This is a genomic window from Aneurinibacillus migulanus (assembly GCF_001274715.1).
GTDB classification, from domain to species: domain Bacteria; phylum Bacillota; class Bacilli; order Aneurinibacillales; family Aneurinibacillaceae; genus Aneurinibacillus; species Aneurinibacillus migulanus.
The window spans coordinates 2,127,536-2,144,319 of record NZ_LGUG01000004.1; the positions used below are offsets into that span (position 1 = coordinate 2,127,536).

Genomic DNA, 16,784 nt, shown 5'->3' on the forward strand with positions numbered 1-16,784 from the left:
ACACCTAGATATACCGGATCTTACTATTATTTAAGGAGTTGAAGCGTATGGAAACGAAAGTTGATTTTGAAATTAAAACTAGACACTACGAGAAAGTATCCCAACTTGTTCCGCGTCATAGCAGCGATAATATCAACGGAATGTCTTTGACAGCGGATGTGCTTGACAAGGCGCAAGCCGTACGGCCGACAGATCCTCGCTTAATCGATACAACAGATGGCGCGATTAAAAAAATGTTGCTTGCTATCCCTCATTATGCTGTATATGAAGAGCCTCTTGCAGAAGTTTATGTGGATTTATTGCACAAACTTCCACCTGATATAGAATTAACCGTCCTTACTCATGAAAATACAGAAGCGCTTGTACGGCGTTTGCTACGAATGGCTAACAAAGATAAGCTAGCTACAGTTGTAGCAGCTCCAGATCACATTCACTTCTCTATTTGGGCAGAAGATGCTTATGCTATTGTCCATGACAATCAGGAAAACAAGAAATATTTTGTGGAACCGTATTCGTTTTTACGATATGCCGATGGTTTAATTGCTGACTTTATCATGAATGCCACTGGTATGAGAACATCTAAATCCCCTTTATATTTTCAAGGGGGAAACATGTTGATAGGAGATAACTTTTTCTTGATTGGGGCAGATTATCCGCGAAACTCACTGGAGTATATAGGAAAATCAATTATATCACAGCCTGGAATTGATAAGGAGCAGCAAATTTATAACTTATATAGAGATTACCTTGATCATAATCGAAAACTATTTTATGTGGGAAGTAGCATCCCGGTTCCGCAGCAGCAGTCCAGAATGATTGAAATCGGCGGAGAAGAATATGAAGAAATATTGTACTTCGGAAATAAGCCGGGAACCGTGCAACCATTATTTCATATCGACATGTTTATTTCATTAGCAGGAAGAGATAGTGATGGAAGATACCGTGTATTGGTAGGAAGTCCGAAATTAGCAGCCGATATATTAGGAATTAGGGTATGGCCTCATGCTATGAACGAGATTTTTGACAATATCGCTATGCAAATGTCATCTCTTGGGTTTAAAGTAATTCGCAATCCCCTTCCGTTGGTCTATATGGATGATGCCTATGATCCGGATGAGCCGGACCAACCGAAGCGAAAGCAAAGAATATGGTATTTTGCTACATCGAATAACGCATTGGTTCAAAATAGTAAGGCACGAGGAAATGTTGTTTGGCTACCAACATACGGCCACGGCAACTGGGAAATACTTAAAGCTACAGATGAGATGAATAAACGAATCTGGGAGAGCTTAGATTATAAAGTGATTCAGCTTGGCGACTTCCATCCGTTTGCAGAAAACCTAGGAGCGGTACATTGCATTAAAAAATATATCGAACGTGTGTAATACGAACAAATAATAGAAGCGATTCTAAATCCCCGTTGCTAAGGCGGGGATTTTTTATATGAAACGAAGAGTCAAGCCTAGGAAAATAGGTAGATATAAAGTAAATTAGTAGTCAGAAATATATTATTGTAATGAAAGTTATCGCACCTATGGAAAGCTATATTATTTATTAGGAGTTATGTTATATGTGGAGTGGGTTTAAAAGATGGCTTGGTAAACAGAAATCAAGAGATGAGCAGACTGAAGAACAGACAGAGCCACCTATCAACAATAATGAGGAAGAGCAACTTTCAGAATGTATAGAGGAAGAACAAGGGCCAGGGACTGTCGTATATAAAAAACGTCCTCCTGATGTACCAGGAAGGAAAAAGGCGAGAAAAAAGCCTGTCCATGTCATTGATAAAGAACTGCTTACCTTGCTTGACTCTCGTAATGACTTAGCTGTAGAATCAGACTGTTTCCCTGAGGGCTATTCATCAAAAGCTCCTCTACGACCTTATCAGATTCAATTATATAACGCATTAATGAAGCAGGATGGCTTGCTTATCGCCGATCAGGAAGGAATGGGGAAAACATCGCCTATTCTATGTTCGCATGAATCAAAGATAAAAGTTGGTCAAATTCGAGGCGGATTATATATCACAAAAGCGAGTTTATTACAGGATATTTATAATCAAGCGCAGCAATTTACAAATTTACGCGTCCTTATTGTAAAAGGAACAATTGAGCAACGAATTCATATGTATGCCAATTTTTCCAATCGGCAATATGATTTGGTTGTTATGTCGTATGAGCAGTTTCGTCAGGATATTGACCAGATATTGCATCTGCACCAACAACACCCTTTTGATGTTTGTTATATGGATGAAGCTCATAAAGTGAAAGATGCAGAATCGCAAATTGGACAGGTTATTCACCGTTTGGAAACAAAAGAGCGATATGCAATTACAGCGACACCCTTGATTAACGGTGCGGATGATTTGCATAACGTACTTAAGTGGCTGCGCTGGCCCGTAGCTTCCCTTGTATTTTATGCGAGTGCGGTTGTAAATATGGAAGCTTTAAAAGAAGCATTGTCTACCAATATGATTCGACGACTAAAAATGGATGTAATGCAAAATCTCCCCTCTGTTATACCGTACGATCTTTCTGTGGAACTTACGGAATTACAAAGAGAATTGTATAATGCGGTAAAGAGTGCAACGCCAGGGGAGTTATTTGAAGGATTTTCTTTTTACCATATCCCTACTCCACTCGCTAAATATACCCGTCTAAGCCAAATTGCAGAGTCTGCCGAAATTGTAGGCGGGGTGGAAGGAACGACAGGAAGCGGGAAGCTAGAAAGAGTGGAAGAAATCTTGGAAGATATCGTATTGAGGGGAGAAAAAGCGGTTATTTTTAGTCACTCCCGTGTCTTTGCGGAAATCATGTACGAATACTTTGAGAAGTATAATCCGGCAATCCTCCATGAGGGAATTAAAGATAGACAGCAACAGGTTAATATGTTTATGAGTGATCCGAGCTGTTGGGTAATCGTGTGTAGTGAAACCTCGAGCCGGGAAGACTGGACAGGAACTGTTGCTAATAATGTGATCTTCACAAGTAAGCCCTGGTCCCCTGCTTATGTGTCTCAGTGTATAGGAAGGGCATGGCGTTTGGGCTCTGAAGTGCAAGAGAGTATTCATGTGTATTCATTAATTGGGGAAGGGACGATCGATGAAACCATAGAAAAGCTGTTAGGTGAAAAGCAATATATCATTGATCAACTGGTAGAGACAGGCTTAAATCGTAGTGAGATGCTGCGGCTTTTGATTAAAGAAGAGGAGAAAAAAGAACACCGTCTTGGTTAATAAACCTTACGGTGTTCTTTTTTTGTTAGTGTGTACCACCAAATACTTTACCTACGCCTTGCAGTTTTTCAAGAATCACAATCAGAATCACTGATATGAAAATGACCACGCTGGAAACAGAGGCGACCAGTGGATCATATGCGTCCTGCATATGAGAGAAAATCTCGATGGGCAGCGTACGCATATCCGGTGAAACCATAAACAGCGATACGGTTACATTGTCGAATGAGATAAGGAAGGCGAACAATCCGCCTGAAATAATAGCCGGACGAATAAGCGGTAGCGTCACTTTCCAGAAGATTGTTAGCGGGCTTGCGCCCAGGATGGCCGCAGCGCGTTCCAGATTGTAATCAAAGCCGCTCAAGCCCGTAAGTACAAGCCGAATGACATAAGGAATACATATAATGATATGTGCTATCAAGAAACCTGTTCCGGTACCAGCCAGCATTAGTGGGGTAAAATAAATGAGAAGTGCTACACCCAATACAAGCTGTGGTACGCTGAGTGGCGAGGTCAATAGAGATGTAATATATGCTTTGCCCGGAATATCATATTTGGCAATGGCCAGCGCGCCGAGCGTACCGAATATAACGGCGAAGAAGGCGGCCATGAACGCGAATTTGGCGCTATTGATCAGAGCGGTCACGAATTCTGGACGCTCCAGGAGCTTCGTATACCACTGAAAGGAAAAGCCTTGTGGCGGAAAGCTTGGATAACTGGCACTTGTAAATGAAGCGGGAATAACCACTAGCAGTGGAACTAAAATATAAATAATCGTGAGAATGGTAAAGATGAGGCGCAGTTTTCCAGTTGTTTTTATCATCGGAACACCTCCCTGAACTTACTCTTTTCAAATCCACGTGTAAAGACGGTCACCATAATCATTGTCGTAGCCAGCAGCACATAGGACAGGGCTGAACCGAATGTCCAACGAAGTAAATTATTAATCTGGTCGTAGGCGACAACTGGCATCATCGGTACATTGGCTCCTCCCATGAGAGCAGGGGTTACATATGCGCTCATGGACATGCTGAATACAAGCACGCATCCAGATATGATACCTGGTAGGCTAAGCGGTAGCGTAACCGAGAAAAATGAACGGAGTGGGCTTGCACCGAGAATTGCACTCGCTCTTTCCAGTGAAGGGTCAATGTTGTATAGGCTGGTGGCAATTGCCAGAATCATGAATGGAAGATAGGCATTGGAAAGCCCAATAACAACGCCGATTTCTGAAAACAACAGCTTCAGCGGAGAGTCAATAATACCGAGCGAAGTAAGAATGCTGTTAATCGTTCCATTCGGTAATAGTAGCAAATACCAGCCAAAATTGCGGACTACAATGCTTACCAGCAGTGGAGCGGCAATCAGCAACGCAATATATCCGCGTATGCGGGGTGAGCTCTTAGCCATCGTAAGCGCGACAGGGTAGCCGAGCAGCAGAGAGACCAAAACCGTGTACAGACTTACTTTCACTGTTATCCAAAGCGAAGACAGATAGTAGGAATCAGTAAAAAATAATATATAATTTTTTAGGCTAAATACGGCATTGGTTGCATTCGGGCTATCCGTATAAATAAAACTTAAATACAGAATATACAGCATCGGTACAACGAAAAAACCAAAGATAAACAATAAAATCGGAAGTAACAGAAGGAGGCCAGGAACATAGGCCTTCTTCTTTTTTCGCTGCCCAGGATCGGTTTCTTGTTTAGGAGTTACGGGGGGGTCCTGTGTTACTTCTTGATGAGCATAATGTCTGACGGATTCCATCCGATCATCACCTCTTTTCCGATTTGCCAGGAAGCGTCATACATCGGCGTTAAAATTTGCACAGGTTTTCCGATAAGGGCGACATCAATCTCCCATGAAGCGCCCAGATAGTTCATCTGTGTAATGGTGGCCTTATGGAACGGCTCTGATTGCCCTTGAGCGGAAGATGCGATAGACAGCTTTTCTGGACGGATATACAGCTTTACTTGATCACCTGCACGGCATGTACGGTCAGCTCCCATTACATTATCGGCATCCACGAACGTTACCCAGCCGTCTTCCAGCTGTACGGAAATTTTTCGACTGTCCGCAGTTGTCACTGTTCCGTGAAAGCAGTTTGACTTTCCGATGAATTGAAAGACGAATTCTGTTTCCGGATGGTTATAAATCGTTGTTGGCGAACTGATCTGCTCAATTTTACCGCCATTCATTACTACGACACGATCAGATAGGGATAAGGCCTCTTCCTGATCATGTGTAACGAAAATAGTCGTCACACCGATTTCCTTTTGCAGTCTTTTAATTTCTATTCGCAGTTCATGGCGCAGCTTGGCATCCAGATTAGAGAGCGGCTCATCAAGCAGCAACAATTCAGGTTCTACAACAAGTGCCCGGGCAATGGCGACACGTTGCCGTTGCCCGCCTGAAAGCTCGCGGGGGTAGCGATGTTCTAGACCGGACATTTTCACGAGATTGAGTGCACTTTCGATTCGCCTTTCTTTATCTGCTTTCGTTACTTTCCGCAATTTGAGGCCAAAGTCGAGATTTTCATAGATTGTCATGTGTGGAAATAAAGAATACGTTTGAAACACCATACCTAGATCCCGTTTGTAGGGAGGGATATGCGTCACGTTCTTTCCTTTGATATATACATCGCCTTCATCAGCTTCCAGGAATCCTGCAATCAGATTAAGCGTTGTAGTTTTCCCGCAACCGGAAGGGCCGAGCAGGGTGAGAAGCTCACCCTGTCTGACTTCAAGGTCGATGCCGTTCAATACAGTAGTCGAACCGAATCTTTTCACGACATTTTTAATTTCTACATCGTTTCTTACCGCATTTTTAACTGCTTGCATAGACGTGCTCCTTTCCGATTATTTGTTTACTAGTTTTCCGAGCTGAGGAGTAACTTCCTTTGCCCATCTATCAGTCCATTCTGCTCTTATTTTTGCGAACGCAGCGAAGTCCGGTTTAAAAGTTTTGTCCGTTTCTTTCAGGCCAATGTATGGTTCATACTTATCCGAGATTTTCATGCCTTTTACAACCGGATAGAATCCGGCCTCAGAAGTTGCTTTTTGCGATTCTTCTCCGATTAAATAGTTAATAAATTCAAGCGCTTCTTTTTTATGTGGTGTATTCTTAACTAATGTAGCACTGAATGCCTGCAATGGTACGCCTTCTTTCGGTACGACCATTTTCAGTGGAACACCGGAAGTGGCCAGATCGCCAATCGCATAGCTTCCCATTACCGTTACATCAGCGGCTCCCTGCTGCATGGCAGGCATCATTTGTGTCGAATTCTTATAGAAGGTAGAGGAGTAGCCGGCGAGTTCTTTTGCTTTTTTCAGGCCCGGTTCCATGTTGTCGATGCTACCTCCATTTGCGAGCGCCAGTGCATACAGCGTGTTAAAGCCCCAGTCATTCGAGATATCGGCGAACGCGGTTTTTCCCTTGTAGTCAGGTCGTGCCAAGTCATTCCATGATTCGATTGGTTTAAATCCATTCTTTTCGAAAGCTTCCGTATTGTAGGCCGGTGCAATAACGAGACCGAAAGCCGGTGCAGCTGTTTTTTCAACGACGATAAAACGAGGATCGACATCTTTCATAGCCGGTACGTTCGTTTCGTCGATCGGATCGGTAAGTCCTTTTTCTTTTGCCCGCTGTACATCGACAGGTACATAAAGAGCGATATCAATTTGCGGCGCGTTTTTTTGCAGTTCTACTTTGGAAAGAATTTCACCTGATAGGCCGGCGACATAATTAATTTGAATACCAGTTTTCTCTTTAAATTTCGGAGCAATAACATCGCGGATGGCTTTTTCGATTTTGCCGCCGTTCCCGGCTACCGTTAGCTGCTTTGCTCCACCTTGTTCAGGCGCGGCACTTGTTTGTGTTTCACCAGGCTTTTGCGCAGTAGGAACACCGCAACCTGTCAGGACAGCTAGCAGGAAGACGGCGATAATCGTGATGAATTTTTGCATGAACATAGACCTCCTTGTTAATTGGCTTGTTTCTGTCTTGTTTCTTCAAAGTATCGAGCGGCTCCCGGATGAAGCGGAAGATAAATGTTTTTTCCTGCCTGTTCTGCATCAATCTCCCGGGCGGCCGGATGGGCATCATAAAGTTCAGGTAAATGCGCGTAAAAGTCTTTGGTCAACTCGTATGCGATTTCTGTAGGGAGCTCACGGTAGGTGATGAGTACGTTTTTAACGGCAATCGTTTCGATATCGTTCTGCAAGTCGGTGTATGTTTCTGCCGGAATGCTTTTTTTCAAATAATACGGGTATTGTCGCTGCAATTCAGTAATCACATCTTCTGGTACAGAAATAAGCGTAAGCGAATCATCGTTGGCCAGCGATGAAACATCAGGGTTTGGCAGGCCGGAAGAAAAGATTGCGGCATCGATAACTCCGTCCCTAAGCGCTTGCGATGCCTGAGAAAAAGAAAAGTAATGTTTTTGCGTACCGTCTGCCAAGTGAGCGGCTTGTAGAATGCGTTCAGCATTCAGTTCGGTACCGCTACCAATAGGTCCCATGCCAATACGTTTGCCGGTTAAATCTTTCAGTGAACGAATTCCGCTTTTTTTCGTGACAGCAATATGAATATAATTAAAATAAAGTCCGGTAAGGGCACATAGCCGAGAAGGGACTGGCTGCTGTTTTTCCGTCGAGAAAACATATCCTTCGCTAGCGATTGCATCAACGGTAGCGAAACCGAGCTCCGCTTTTTTTTCGCTAACGAGTCTCGCATTTTCGATGGATGCCTTTGTAATTCTTGTTCCTGTAAATGCTCCGTCGTATTGTCCATATATGCTGGCAAGCGCTTGTCCGAGCGGGAAATATACGCCCGAGATATCGCCGGTGGCGATGGTAATACTTTTGCCCAATAGTGGGGTGGACGATGATTCTACAGTCTTCGGTAATGGATGATACGTAACAGGAGATGGGATTTCCTGTCTTTTGTCGGCAAAAGAGCAGCCTACCGCTATACATATGAGCAGTAGTACAGCTCCAGCAAATAGATGCCGCAGGTTCATATAAATCCTCCTTCTGTATTAACAACTTCTGCAAATATCATTCCAATTTTCGGAGTTGTCTAATATGTTTGCGCTTACAATAAATTGGGCATAGTTATTGTGAAAAATTCGGCAAATTATGCCGCATAAAACGGCATAATTTGCCGATGTGGCACATTGTGCCGCATGTAATTATTCTTCTTGGACACTTTTGAGATTGTACAGTTTTATCTTATCACGTAGACTTCGTTCTGAGATTTGTAGCATTCGTGCTGTTTCCTGCCGATGCCACCCGCAATGGTCAAGCGCAGCAGCAATCGCGCGTTTCTCGATTTCTTTCATCGAAACGCCTACCGGAATGCTATCAGTGAATTCCTGTGCATGTGAAGAAATAGGGAGAGCCGCACTTTGTGTATGATGCTGTATGTATTCAGGAAGATCCTCTTCTGTAATGATGTCAGAAGAAGAAAGGGCCATTGCATATTCTATGATGTTTCCAAGTTGACGAACGTTTCCAGGATAATCGTATGCGAGCAACAGCCGACGTGCAGCGGCAGAAAGCTTTTTGATTCCTTTATCCATTTCACGAGCATATTTTTGCAGAAAATAATCCAGCAACAGCAGCAAATCCTCTTGCCTTTCTCGAAGCGGAGGCAGTGAAATCGGGATTACATTCAGTCTGAAATACAAATCTTCACGGAATGTTCCTTCTGCTACCAATTGTTCTAACTGCTTGTTCGTTGCGCTGACAATTCGAACATCGAGCGGAATTTTTTGATTGGAGCCGAGCGGAGTTACCTCCCGTTCCTGTATGACGCGTAGGATTTTTGCCTGAAGTGCCAGGGGCATTTCGCTAATTTCATCGAGAAAAAGAGTCCCACCGTTTGCTGCCGCCCATTTCCCTGGTTTTTTTTGTGTCGCACCAGTAAAAGCCCCTTTTTCGTAGCCGAACAATTCGCTTTCCAATAACGCTTCTGGAATAGCCGCGCAATTTACGATTTCGAGCGGACCGTGCTTGCGTTTGCCCATTTTATGGATAGCACGCGCCACCACTTCTTTTCCAGTACCGCTTTCGCCGGTAATTAATACATTGGAGTCGATATCCTTGACTCGTTCAATCATAGAAAAAACATGTTCCATTGCTTTGCTTTTCCCTATGAAATTATGGCGTTCGGTCTGTACATTGAGCTTTTCTTGCAGTGTTTGGACTTCAGAAGAAAGGCGTTTATGCTCTAAAGCTTTTGCGAGCAACAACCGCAACTCTGCTGTGTTAATCGGCTTTTCAATATAATAGTAGGCCCCTTGCTTAATCGCTTCGATAGAGGACTCGATAGAAGCATAGGCGGTCATCATAATAACTGTAATAGCCGGACACATTTGTTTGATTTGTCGTAGGACATCCAATCCGTTATGAAGACCCAGACGTAAATCTAGCAGTACAACATCAAATGTATGCTGTTCTATCAATCGGATTCCTTCTTCCGGATCGCTAGAAGTAGAAGTATCGTATATATCTTCTAAAGCGAAACGAAGAGAAGCACAAATCGCGCGTTCGTCATCAATGATAAGTATTTTAGGATTCATGTAAACGATCCTCCTGTGTATACAATGGTAATAGGACAGTTACAGTTGTTCCCTGCCCAGGTCCGCTTGCTATGCGCAAGTCGCCTTCATTTTCTTTTGTTAGTTTGTAGGAGAGAGGAAGACCAAGTCCGACGCCGTTATGCTTGCTTGTATAAAAAGGTTCAAAAATGCGTTTTATTTGTTCAGGAGCAATTCCACTCCCGGTATCTGTGATTGTAACTTTGCCTGTTACTGCAGACTCTCTTTCAACAGTAACGATGATTTTTTTGGTTGGCTGCTGTTCGACCGCATCGATCGCATTTAACAGAAGGTTTAAGAACACTTGCCTGATTTGCTGCGGATCAATGTAGAAGACAAGGTCTTCATGTACAATATGCTCCATACAAATATGCTTTTTCTCCACGGTCACCCGTAAAAGGGTAAGGAGAGAAGACAGCAGGGCATTAGCCGGATACTTTTCTTGGCTAGGAGAGCGGGGACGTGCATAATCTAGCAAGTCCGTTACAATCGCATTGAGCCGATCGATTTCTGCAGGAATGTATTCCATCATGGCCTGGCGGAAATGAGGTTGATCGTATTTGTCAGGCATTACCTCTACAAATGTTTTGATAGATGTTAATGGATTGCGTATTTCGTGCGCGATACCTGCTACCAGTTGACCAAGCGCATGCAGTTTTTCCTGAACGATGAGTTTCTGTTCCAACCGCTTTTCCTCCGTACGGTCCGTCATGGACAACAGGTAGCCTGTCTGCCTTTTCTGTGCATCATATAGCGTAAGCAGGCGGTAATAGATAACCTTCCATTCTTCTTGCTCATTTATCTCTAATTTTGTAAGGGAGTCGTCCCTTTTCTCTTTTCGGTCCCTTATATCCTTATCGTGAGCAATAATACGTGCGAGTAAAGGCGAATGCTGTATAGATAATGGAGCTTCTCGGGAAGAGTGAAGCATTTCTTCGGCACGCGAGTTGCTGCTCGTGAGCGAGAAATCGAGGTCAAACGTCACGATTCCCGTATGGATATTATTCAGGATTTGTTCTTTGAATGCATCACGGTCCGCGACCTGTTGTCGCTGTTCTTGCAAGTAACCGTTTAATGTTGAAAGCTCTTTCGTTCTTTCCTGTACAGCTTTTTTTAGCCGCTGGTTCCAGATATAGATAAACAAAAGAATACAGGCCGTCGCTCCAAGTACAATCATCAGCAGTTGAATAAAATGCTGAAGTCGATTGATTTGAACCGCAAACCCGGGAGTCAGCCAGTCGTTTATAATCGCACTGATTTCTCCTTTTGTTTTCATGACAGCCAATGTTTTATTCATAACGTTCAGTAGCGGATCGTTTCCTTTACGAACAGCAATGGCAAAATCGGCGGGTTCGACTACGATTTCAAGCACGGCGAAGCTATCCTGCTGCTTAAAGTGTTGTAGATATACATCCGCTGTCCACTTGTTGCCGATAAACACATCAGCCCGTCCTTGAAGCAGGGCTAACAGTCCGGACAATTGATTATCTGTGATGGTAAGGTTTGTATGTCGTAAATTGAACAGTGATTCTACAACTGCTTCCCGGTTTTGTAAGACGACATGTGAATTGCGTATGTCGCTCATGCTGCGAATTGAATTTCTTTTTTTGTTAGGGACAATCAATGTATCTGACATTGTAAAGTAAGGATCGGAAAAATCAAACATTTTATTCTTCCTTGCACTATACGTAAGTCCCGCGATTGCGTCAATTTTTCCTGCCCGTAATTCTTTTTCTGCCTGGGCAAGATCCATTGGGATATATTCAAAAACAATATTGTTATATGCCGCGATTTTTTCCATGATATCAATGCTGGCACCTGTTAGCGATCCGTTTGCAGCTACATATGAAAAAGGGGGAAGTGCCCATTCAGCAGCAATTTTATACGTTTTCTTGGCGGGAGGAGAGACAGGGAACGGAACAGAACCGTGAACTTGTGGTGCAGCAAGCAGAAGGGATAATAAAAAGCACACAAATAGGAACCAGTCATTTTTTTGCAACGATGCCACCTCTTCTTAAGCAGTAACGGTATTAGTATAATATTATAAATAAGTATAATTATTTGACAATTGCTTGAAGTACACAACATAATCGACTTTTAAAAAAAGAAAAAGGCAGGATAGTATTTTTGCTATCTTGCCTTATAATCTCTGGGTTCGATTCCATTCGTTATTTTTGTTGAGGAATTGAAACTTTTTCTTCTTTATAGGGGAGTAGTTGCGAAACGGTGACAAATTGGTATCCTTCTTTTGATAGCCTGTCCAGAATGATTTCCACGGCCCGTACCGTTTGTGTCCGATTTCCTCCTGCGTCATGAAAAAGTACAATGTTTCCGGGCTTGGCGTTGTCGCAAACCTTGTTTATGATTTTTTGAGCACCAGGATTTTTCCAATCTTTCGTGTCCTGCGTCCATGACCACATTACAACAAGATGATTTTGCGTTTTTGCAGCCGCAACCACTTTATCATCATACACTCCTCCTGGCGGCCGGAAGAGAGCAGGATATTTGCCGGTAATGGAATAGATTACATTATCCGTATCTTTGATTTCTTTCTGTAAATCAGCAGCAGTAATTGTACGTAATTGAGGATGATGATACGTATGATTGGCAATTTCATGACCTTTTTGACTCATTTCTCTAATAAGAGTAGGGTTTTTTTCCGCTTTATGCCCCATCACAAAAAAAGTCCCTTTTGCTTTGTGCTTCTCCAATAAATCCAGTATTTCCCTGGTGTATCGGGGATCAGGTCCATCATCAAACGTTAATGCAATTAATTTAGTATCTGTTTTGACTTCCCATACAATGTCTCCTCTTGCTTCCCAGTATGCTCGGTTTTTTGTAGCAGCTTGTCCAATTTCCTGACCTGCGCAAAAAAAGGATACCAAAAGGAAAAGTAAAATAAGACGTTTTATCATTGCAGTCAGCTCCTTTGTGATTTGTTTGGGTCAGGCTGTCTGTGTCCGTAAAAACATCCTTAACATTGAGCATTCCCTTGCATAACTTTTTTTATTTATAACATCTCAAAGATGAAGAAATATACTATTTGCGAAATATGTAAAGAACCCGCTGATAAATTAGCGGGTTCTTTACATGCAATATTCAATTTGGGGATGCTTCCTTTTTATCCTCATAGCAGTCCATGCAGTAAAGCCCTTTTTCTTCTACTTCATATTCGGTAAGCTTAACTCCGCACTCTTGACATTTTATTTCAGTAAAAACAATATTCATTTTCTCTCCTCGATTCCTATTTTAATCTTATTATAAAGTATGTAATTAGCTTTTTGATGTTTCATTTGTTAATTATTTATGAATTTTTCTGAAAAATTTCAGTGCCTTCTGCTACATCGTCTGACGGTCACTTATCTTATTGTAGCTTGGCAAGCTAAGCGATACCCTTCTGTAAGTAAATGCTGCAATTTTTTTTGTTCTTTTTTATTTGGTGTATGTAGAAGGGAAGCACCTGTTATCACCTCAACTGTGCAGCGTCCGCAGGTGCCTTTTCGGCATGCATAATCGAGAAGTTGGCCTTGATCTAGCGTTGCATCTAATAAAGTCTGATGACTTACTGGTGTTAGCTCAGCATGTAATCGATTCTGCTGCAAATGGATTTTAGCTTGAGGAATGTTTGTATTTTTTGAAGGAAGGAACTGCTTTTTTCCGTTAATTAAGGAGCCCACTGTTAATGACTTACGGTTCAATTATATCCCTCCATTCCAAGGGTGTTGATTATCCAGTACGACCCAGAGTGGATAGCCACCACACCGTGCCCCAAACCGGCATCGGTTCGTCTCCCGCACGGGGAAGTGTAGTGGGCCGCTTTTTGCCCCCGCCAAGCGGGACCGCAAAACATCTGGGTAGACGCGAAGAGGGAGACAGTTGCTGTCCTTTTTCGCCTGGCTGGGGCAACTGCTCGGGAAGGGAGACGAAACATAGATGGATAGAAAAGAATGACGCGTACGGCGTGCGTCCCCTTTGTTTTTCTCATGTGGAACGTGTGACGCCAAGGCCGTGTCTCTCCTTTCCTATAGCATCTATTTATCAGTATCCGGGTCTTCAATTGTGCAGATGGAGCTTGGACGCTTTATGCGAAGGACGATTGCTTCATAAACTCGGAACAGATGGTTCATATGCTCGGTATCAAGATATGCGGTATAGAAGTCTTCTGCAATTGCCAAGTCCAAATTATGTTGGCCTGTAGCTATAATAACACCGGCCTTTCCTTTAATTTCCGGAGACTGAAATACGCCATCTGTAATCAGTTCGCGAATGTGTTCGATTTCCAAAACATTAGTGCCCGGGTGAACACGATGAAGAAGAGAGTATAGTGCAGGAGAGAGGACCATAGCATAAGGTCCGTTATGCCCTATTTGTTGCAGCTTGCCGATAGCATCAACCGTGTCCTCAAAAGCTTTACCTGGTTTCATCCATTCATCCCGAATATGGGTCAACCTTCCCTTCACGTTCATGAGGCCCGGTAATTCAAATTGAGAAAACCCGTTGAAAATAAGGTCATCTTCTAGTCGGGCACATTGAACAGCAGCGTTAGCTGCGGCACTCATATCGATAGGGATTCCTAACGTTTTAGCCTGCTCAAGGTCGCGCCAATACAGGATAAAATCTTTATACAACATAGGAATGGATAAATTAACACGACGGGTTGGCTGAGATAATTCCAGAGATTCTCCGCGAAGACTGATGCCGCCTCCGTGTGATTCTTCAAAAATGTCATTGCTTACGCTCTGAATGCCTTCGCCTAAAGGACCGTAGATATCAATAAAACGGCGACCGACAAGCTGCCTTCTGGCTGCCTCGATTACAGTGGACTCCAATCGTGTCCATTCCGACCGATCGAAAGGAGAAGTGGAGAATTTTCCTTCTTTATCCATATGTATTAACCTCCTGGTTTTTAATTAGCGTGTGTGTTTCAGGCTTCCTACACTTAATCCTTTGCGTGTAGGCGTGGGGGAGGTAGATAGCATATTGCTTGCAGGTATGTGAGGGGGAGCACCTATCCCGTCCACTTCTTCATGAGCCGCTGTTGCTACCACATGATAATCTGACTCTTTGCGAGGTTCCGGGCTGACAGAAGAGGAAGAGTCTTTATTCATGCGGGAAAGAATATCTTTAACCACCATATAATCTGCTTTTGTTTGTTCCGACATGGAGGCTAACATTTGGCTGCGTTCAGGGTCCTTAAAGTGATACATTGTTAAATCCAGATGTTCAAGAAAGTTGTGCAGGCCGAATTTTTCAAGATGAATATCCTGAAGAAGCCGGTTGAATTTCGGATTTTCTATATTGGCGGTTTGTCCATCGGATAGAAAGCTGGATAACGATGGAAGTAATCCTTCCAATCGTTCCAATCTTTGCTCTTCCTCTTCGTAAATATGATGAAAGTAAAGGCGTTGGTACTCGTCTTCCGCATCTGAGATGACAGGAGCGAGCATGTCCATAAAAGCACGAATGCCCGCTTTCGTACGAGAGAATACATCGTAAAGTTCCGACAATGGCTGAATCATCTTTACAGCTGGCCCCCTTTCATACTATGTTCCCCTTTTTTGCTTTAATAATTATAATTACCACGTGTCCTTTCAGGTAAACAGAAAAACCGTCCCCTTTTAACAAAAAAGAGGACGGTTTTTTCGGTATTATGCAATTTGTAATATTTTTTTCTCTTTAAGTAATTTTACGGGAAGTGTAATGCCCGAATTTCTTACCTGTTCAAATCCGATATCATTAATAAGTCGCTGTACTTCTTCGATGAATGGCGATAAGCAGCTTCCCTCATTTACTTTACATAATTTGTCGAGATAGCGGAGTTTCTCTTCAATTTTCTGCTTGCGAACAAATTGATTTTTGATTTTACAAGTCCATGTGTGAGTGGGATTGGTTACCATACTGATGTCGTTGATATGTACAAGATAATGTTTTCCCTTCTCGCACAGAAATCCGACTGTATAGATTGAATGACCATCTCCATCAACACTAATAATAACAATGTTTGAGAATTCTTCGCCGGAACGTAACCGAATACTTTCCGCTTCTACCGTTCCCCCGCATTTTCTTTCATTGGCTATTACGGCAGCGATATCCGCAAGTCCTTTGAGCTGATATAGCATGTATATCTACTCCCCTTTATTCTTATCGGTATTTTATCCGATCGATGCTTTCGGAGTTTTCTAAAGCGAGTATAACATAATTCCAAGAAAATGATAATCATTTTCATCTTTGCTAGTGAATTTTTAATGAAGGAAAGATAAAAACCCCTCTGCATAAGCGCAGAGGGGACAGGGAGAGAGAAAAAGCAACTCTATCAGTAAGTATTTCCACTTTTCTTCGTAAATAAACGAAAGCCCTTTCTGAAAAAGGGAATTGTATGAAACAAAGACACATGCTATTAAATCCATGGTTTTTACATAATTTTTATCACAGAAGAATATTTTGCTAATTAATTATGCACACTAAAACAGGACATAAAAAAAGGAGTGATACGTATGGCAAGGATTGGAGTCGAAGATACATTAGGTAATATTAAGCAGTATCTGGAAAGTCAAGGACATCAAGTAGTGGCGATGAATGAAGCCAATATACAGAACTGCGACTGCTGCGTGATTTCTGGGCAAGACCAGAACATGGTGGGCATGTCCGATGTGGTAACAAAAGCACCTGTGATTAACGCTGATGGCATGACAGCAGCAGAAGTACTCGAAGCTGTAAATCGAAACATTACACAATAAAAAAGAGGGAGAAAGGACGCTGTGATAGTCCTTCTCCTTCTTTTTTGTTAAATAAAGAAAGGATAAGCAAGGGCGTGCACAAGTTTTTTTATTAAATACGACTATTTTCCCTGTGAATAAATACGGTCTTATCGTAAAATTTTGGTATGAATTTATAAAAGATACGTAAAAAGGTACGGACATTTACTTAAGGTATGTATAATTACAT

16 protein-coding genes and 1 pseudogene are annotated in these 16,784 nt (G+C 42.6%); 3 read left to right on the top strand and 14 right to left on the bottom strand.

The window, feature by feature from the left end; translation table 11 throughout:
* Positions 1 to 47 precede the first annotated feature (47 nt).
* Positions 48 to 1,385 carry a hypothetical protein gene (locus tag AF333_RS12305; protein ID WP_043068875.1) on the top strand — a complete coding sequence of 446 codons (1,338 nt, stop codon included), beginning with the start codon at positions 48 to 50 and terminating at the stop codon, positions 1,383 to 1,385.
* A 185-nt stretch (positions 1,386 to 1,570) separates the two neighbouring features.
* Complete coding sequence (locus tag AF333_RS12310; protein WP_043068876.1) at positions 1,571 to 3,235, top strand: DEAD/DEAH box helicase; 1,665 nt, start codon at positions 1,571 to 1,573, stop codon at positions 3,233 to 3,235.
* 25 nt (positions 3,236 to 3,260) lie between these two features.
* On the opposite strand, the gene AF333_RS12315 is transcribed toward AF333_RS12310, so the two are convergent.
* The 14 genes and pseudogenes from AF333_RS12315 to AF333_RS12375 all read right to left on the bottom strand — a co-directional run bounded on the left by AF333_RS12315 (position 3,261) and on the right by AF333_RS12375 (position 15,958).
* Complete coding sequence (locus AF333_RS12315) at positions 3,261 to 4,055, bottom strand: ABC transporter permease (RefSeq protein WP_407638677.1); 795 nt, start codon at positions 4,053 to 4,055, stop codon at positions 3,261 to 3,263.
* A complete protein-coding gene (locus AF333_RS12320; RefSeq protein WP_043068878.1) occupies positions 4,055 to 5,005 on the bottom strand; it encodes an ABC transporter permease in 951 nt (316 codons plus the stop codon). Before AF333_RS12320 ends, AF333_RS12315 begins: the two co-directional genes overlap by 1 nt.
* The gene (locus tag AF333_RS12325; RefSeq protein WP_043068879.1) at positions 4,969 to 6,078 is read right to left on the bottom strand and encodes an ABC transporter ATP-binding protein; all 1,110 of its coding nucleotides are present in this window, start codon (positions 6,076 to 6,078) and stop codon (positions 4,969 to 4,971) included. Before AF333_RS12325 ends, AF333_RS12320 begins: the two co-directional genes overlap by 37 nt.
* A gap of 18 nt (positions 6,079 to 6,096) precedes the next feature.
* Positions 6,097 to 7,203: an ABC transporter substrate-binding protein gene (locus AF333_RS12330; RefSeq protein WP_043068880.1), complete on the bottom strand. Its 1,107-nt coding sequence runs from the start codon at positions 7,201 to 7,203 to the stop codon at positions 6,097 to 6,099.
* Positions 7,204 to 7,220: 17 nt separating this feature from the next.
* Positions 7,221 to 8,258, bottom strand: coding sequence for a TAXI family TRAP transporter solute-binding subunit (locus AF333_RS12335; RefSeq protein ID WP_052812403.1), 1,038 nt, complete (start codon positions 8,256 to 8,258; stop codon positions 7,221 to 7,223).
* Positions 8,259 to 8,429: 171 nt separating this feature from the next.
* Positions 8,430 to 9,437, bottom strand: coding sequence for a sigma-54 interaction domain-containing protein (locus AF333_RS12340; RefSeq protein ID WP_407638678.1), 1,008 nt, complete (start codon positions 9,435 to 9,437; stop codon positions 8,430 to 8,432).
* Between the two features lie 18 nt (positions 9,438 to 9,455).
* Positions 9,456 to 9,821: pseudogene (locus AF333_RS37420) on the bottom strand (response regulator); the annotation flags it as partial.
* Entirely contained in the window at positions 9,811 to 11,838 is a 2,028-nt protein-coding gene (locus AF333_RS12345) for a transporter substrate-binding domain-containing protein (RefSeq protein WP_043068882.1), read from the bottom strand. The pseudogene AF333_RS37420 and the gene AF333_RS12345, both read right to left, overlap by 11 nt.
* Positions 11,839 to 12,007: 169 nt before the next feature.
* Positions 12,008 to 12,754: a polysaccharide deacetylase family protein gene (locus tag AF333_RS12350; protein WP_043068883.1), complete on the bottom strand. Its 747-nt coding sequence runs from the start codon at positions 12,752 to 12,754 to the stop codon at positions 12,008 to 12,010.
* A 444-nt stretch (positions 12,755 to 13,198) separates the two neighbouring features.
* A complete protein-coding gene (locus tag AF333_RS12355; RefSeq protein WP_139188906.1) occupies positions 13,199 to 13,537 on the bottom strand; it encodes a 2Fe-2S iron-sulfur cluster-binding protein in 339 nt (112 codons plus the stop codon).
* Positions 13,538 to 13,843, bottom strand: coding sequence for a hypothetical protein (locus AF333_RS12360; protein WP_139188907.1), 306 nt, complete (start codon positions 13,841 to 13,843; stop codon positions 13,538 to 13,540). It lies immediately after the preceding gene.
* Positions 13,844 to 13,870: 27 nt separating this feature from the next.
* Positions 13,871 to 14,725 (bottom strand): family 1 encapsulin nanocompartment shell protein, encoded by an 855-nt coding sequence (locus tag AF333_RS12365; RefSeq protein WP_043068885.1) that lies wholly within the window; start codon positions 14,723 to 14,725, stop codon positions 13,871 to 13,873.
* 24 nt (positions 14,726 to 14,749) lie between these two features.
* Positions 14,750 to 15,358 (bottom strand): IMEF encapsulin system ferritin-like cargo protein, encoded by a 609-nt coding sequence (locus AF333_RS12370; protein ID WP_043068886.1) that lies wholly within the window; start codon positions 15,356 to 15,358, stop codon positions 14,750 to 14,752.
* Between the two features lie 129 nt (positions 15,359 to 15,487).
* Entirely contained in the window at positions 15,488 to 15,958 is a 471-nt protein-coding gene (locus tag AF333_RS12375) for a hypothetical protein (RefSeq protein ID WP_043068887.1), read from the bottom strand.
* Positions 15,959 to 16,333: 375 nt separating this feature from the next.
* On the opposite strand from AF333_RS12375, the gene AF333_RS12380 reads away from it, so the two are divergent.
* Entirely contained in the window at positions 16,334 to 16,576 is a 243-nt protein-coding gene (locus AF333_RS12380) for a YkuS family protein (protein WP_043068888.1), read from the top strand.
* Positions 16,577 to 16,784 lie beyond the last annotated feature (208 nt).

What these genes read in the sequence shown, in the direction of transcription:
- AF333_RS12305 (WP_043068875.1), top strand. Translation starts at nt 48, where the DNA reads ATGGAAACGAAAGTTGATTTTGAAATTAAAACTAGACACTACGAGAAA.
- AF333_RS12310 (WP_043068876.1), top strand. Translation starts at nt 1,571, where the DNA reads ATGTGGAGTGGGTTTAAAAGATGGCTTGGTAAACAGAAATCAAGAGAT.
- AF333_RS12320 (WP_043068878.1), bottom strand. Translation starts at nt 5,005, where the DNA reads ATGGAATCCGTCAGACATTATGCTCATCAAGAAGTAACACAGGACCCC.
- AF333_RS12325 (WP_043068879.1), bottom strand. Translation starts at nt 6,078, where the DNA reads ATGCAAGCAGTTAAAAATGCGGTAAGAAACGATGTAGAAATTAAAAAT.
- AF333_RS12330 (WP_043068880.1), bottom strand. Translation starts at nt 7,203, where the DNA reads ATGCAAAAATTCATCACGATTATCGCCGTCTTCCTGCTAGCTGTCCTG.
- AF333_RS12335 (WP_052812403.1), bottom strand. Translation starts at nt 8,258, where the DNA reads ATGAACCTGCGGCATCTATTTGCTGGAGCTGTACTACTGCTCATATGT.
- AF333_RS12350 (WP_043068883.1), bottom strand. Translation starts at nt 12,754, where the DNA reads ATGATAAAACGTCTTATTTTACTTTTCCTTTTGGTATCCTTTTTTTGC.
- AF333_RS12365 (WP_043068885.1), bottom strand. Translation starts at nt 14,725, where the DNA reads ATGGATAAAGAAGGAAAATTCTCCACTTCTCCTTTCGATCGGTCGGAA.
- AF333_RS12370 (WP_043068886.1), bottom strand. Translation starts at nt 15,358, where the DNA reads ATGATTCAGCCATTGTCGGAACTTTACGATGTATTCTCTCGTACGAAA.
- AF333_RS12375 (WP_043068887.1), bottom strand. Translation starts at nt 15,958, where the DNA reads ATGCTATATCAGCTCAAAGGACTTGCGGATATCGCTGCCGTAATAGCC.
- AF333_RS12380 (WP_043068888.1), top strand. Translation starts at nt 16,334, where the DNA reads ATGGCAAGGATTGGAGTCGAAGATACATTAGGTAATATTAAGCAGTAT.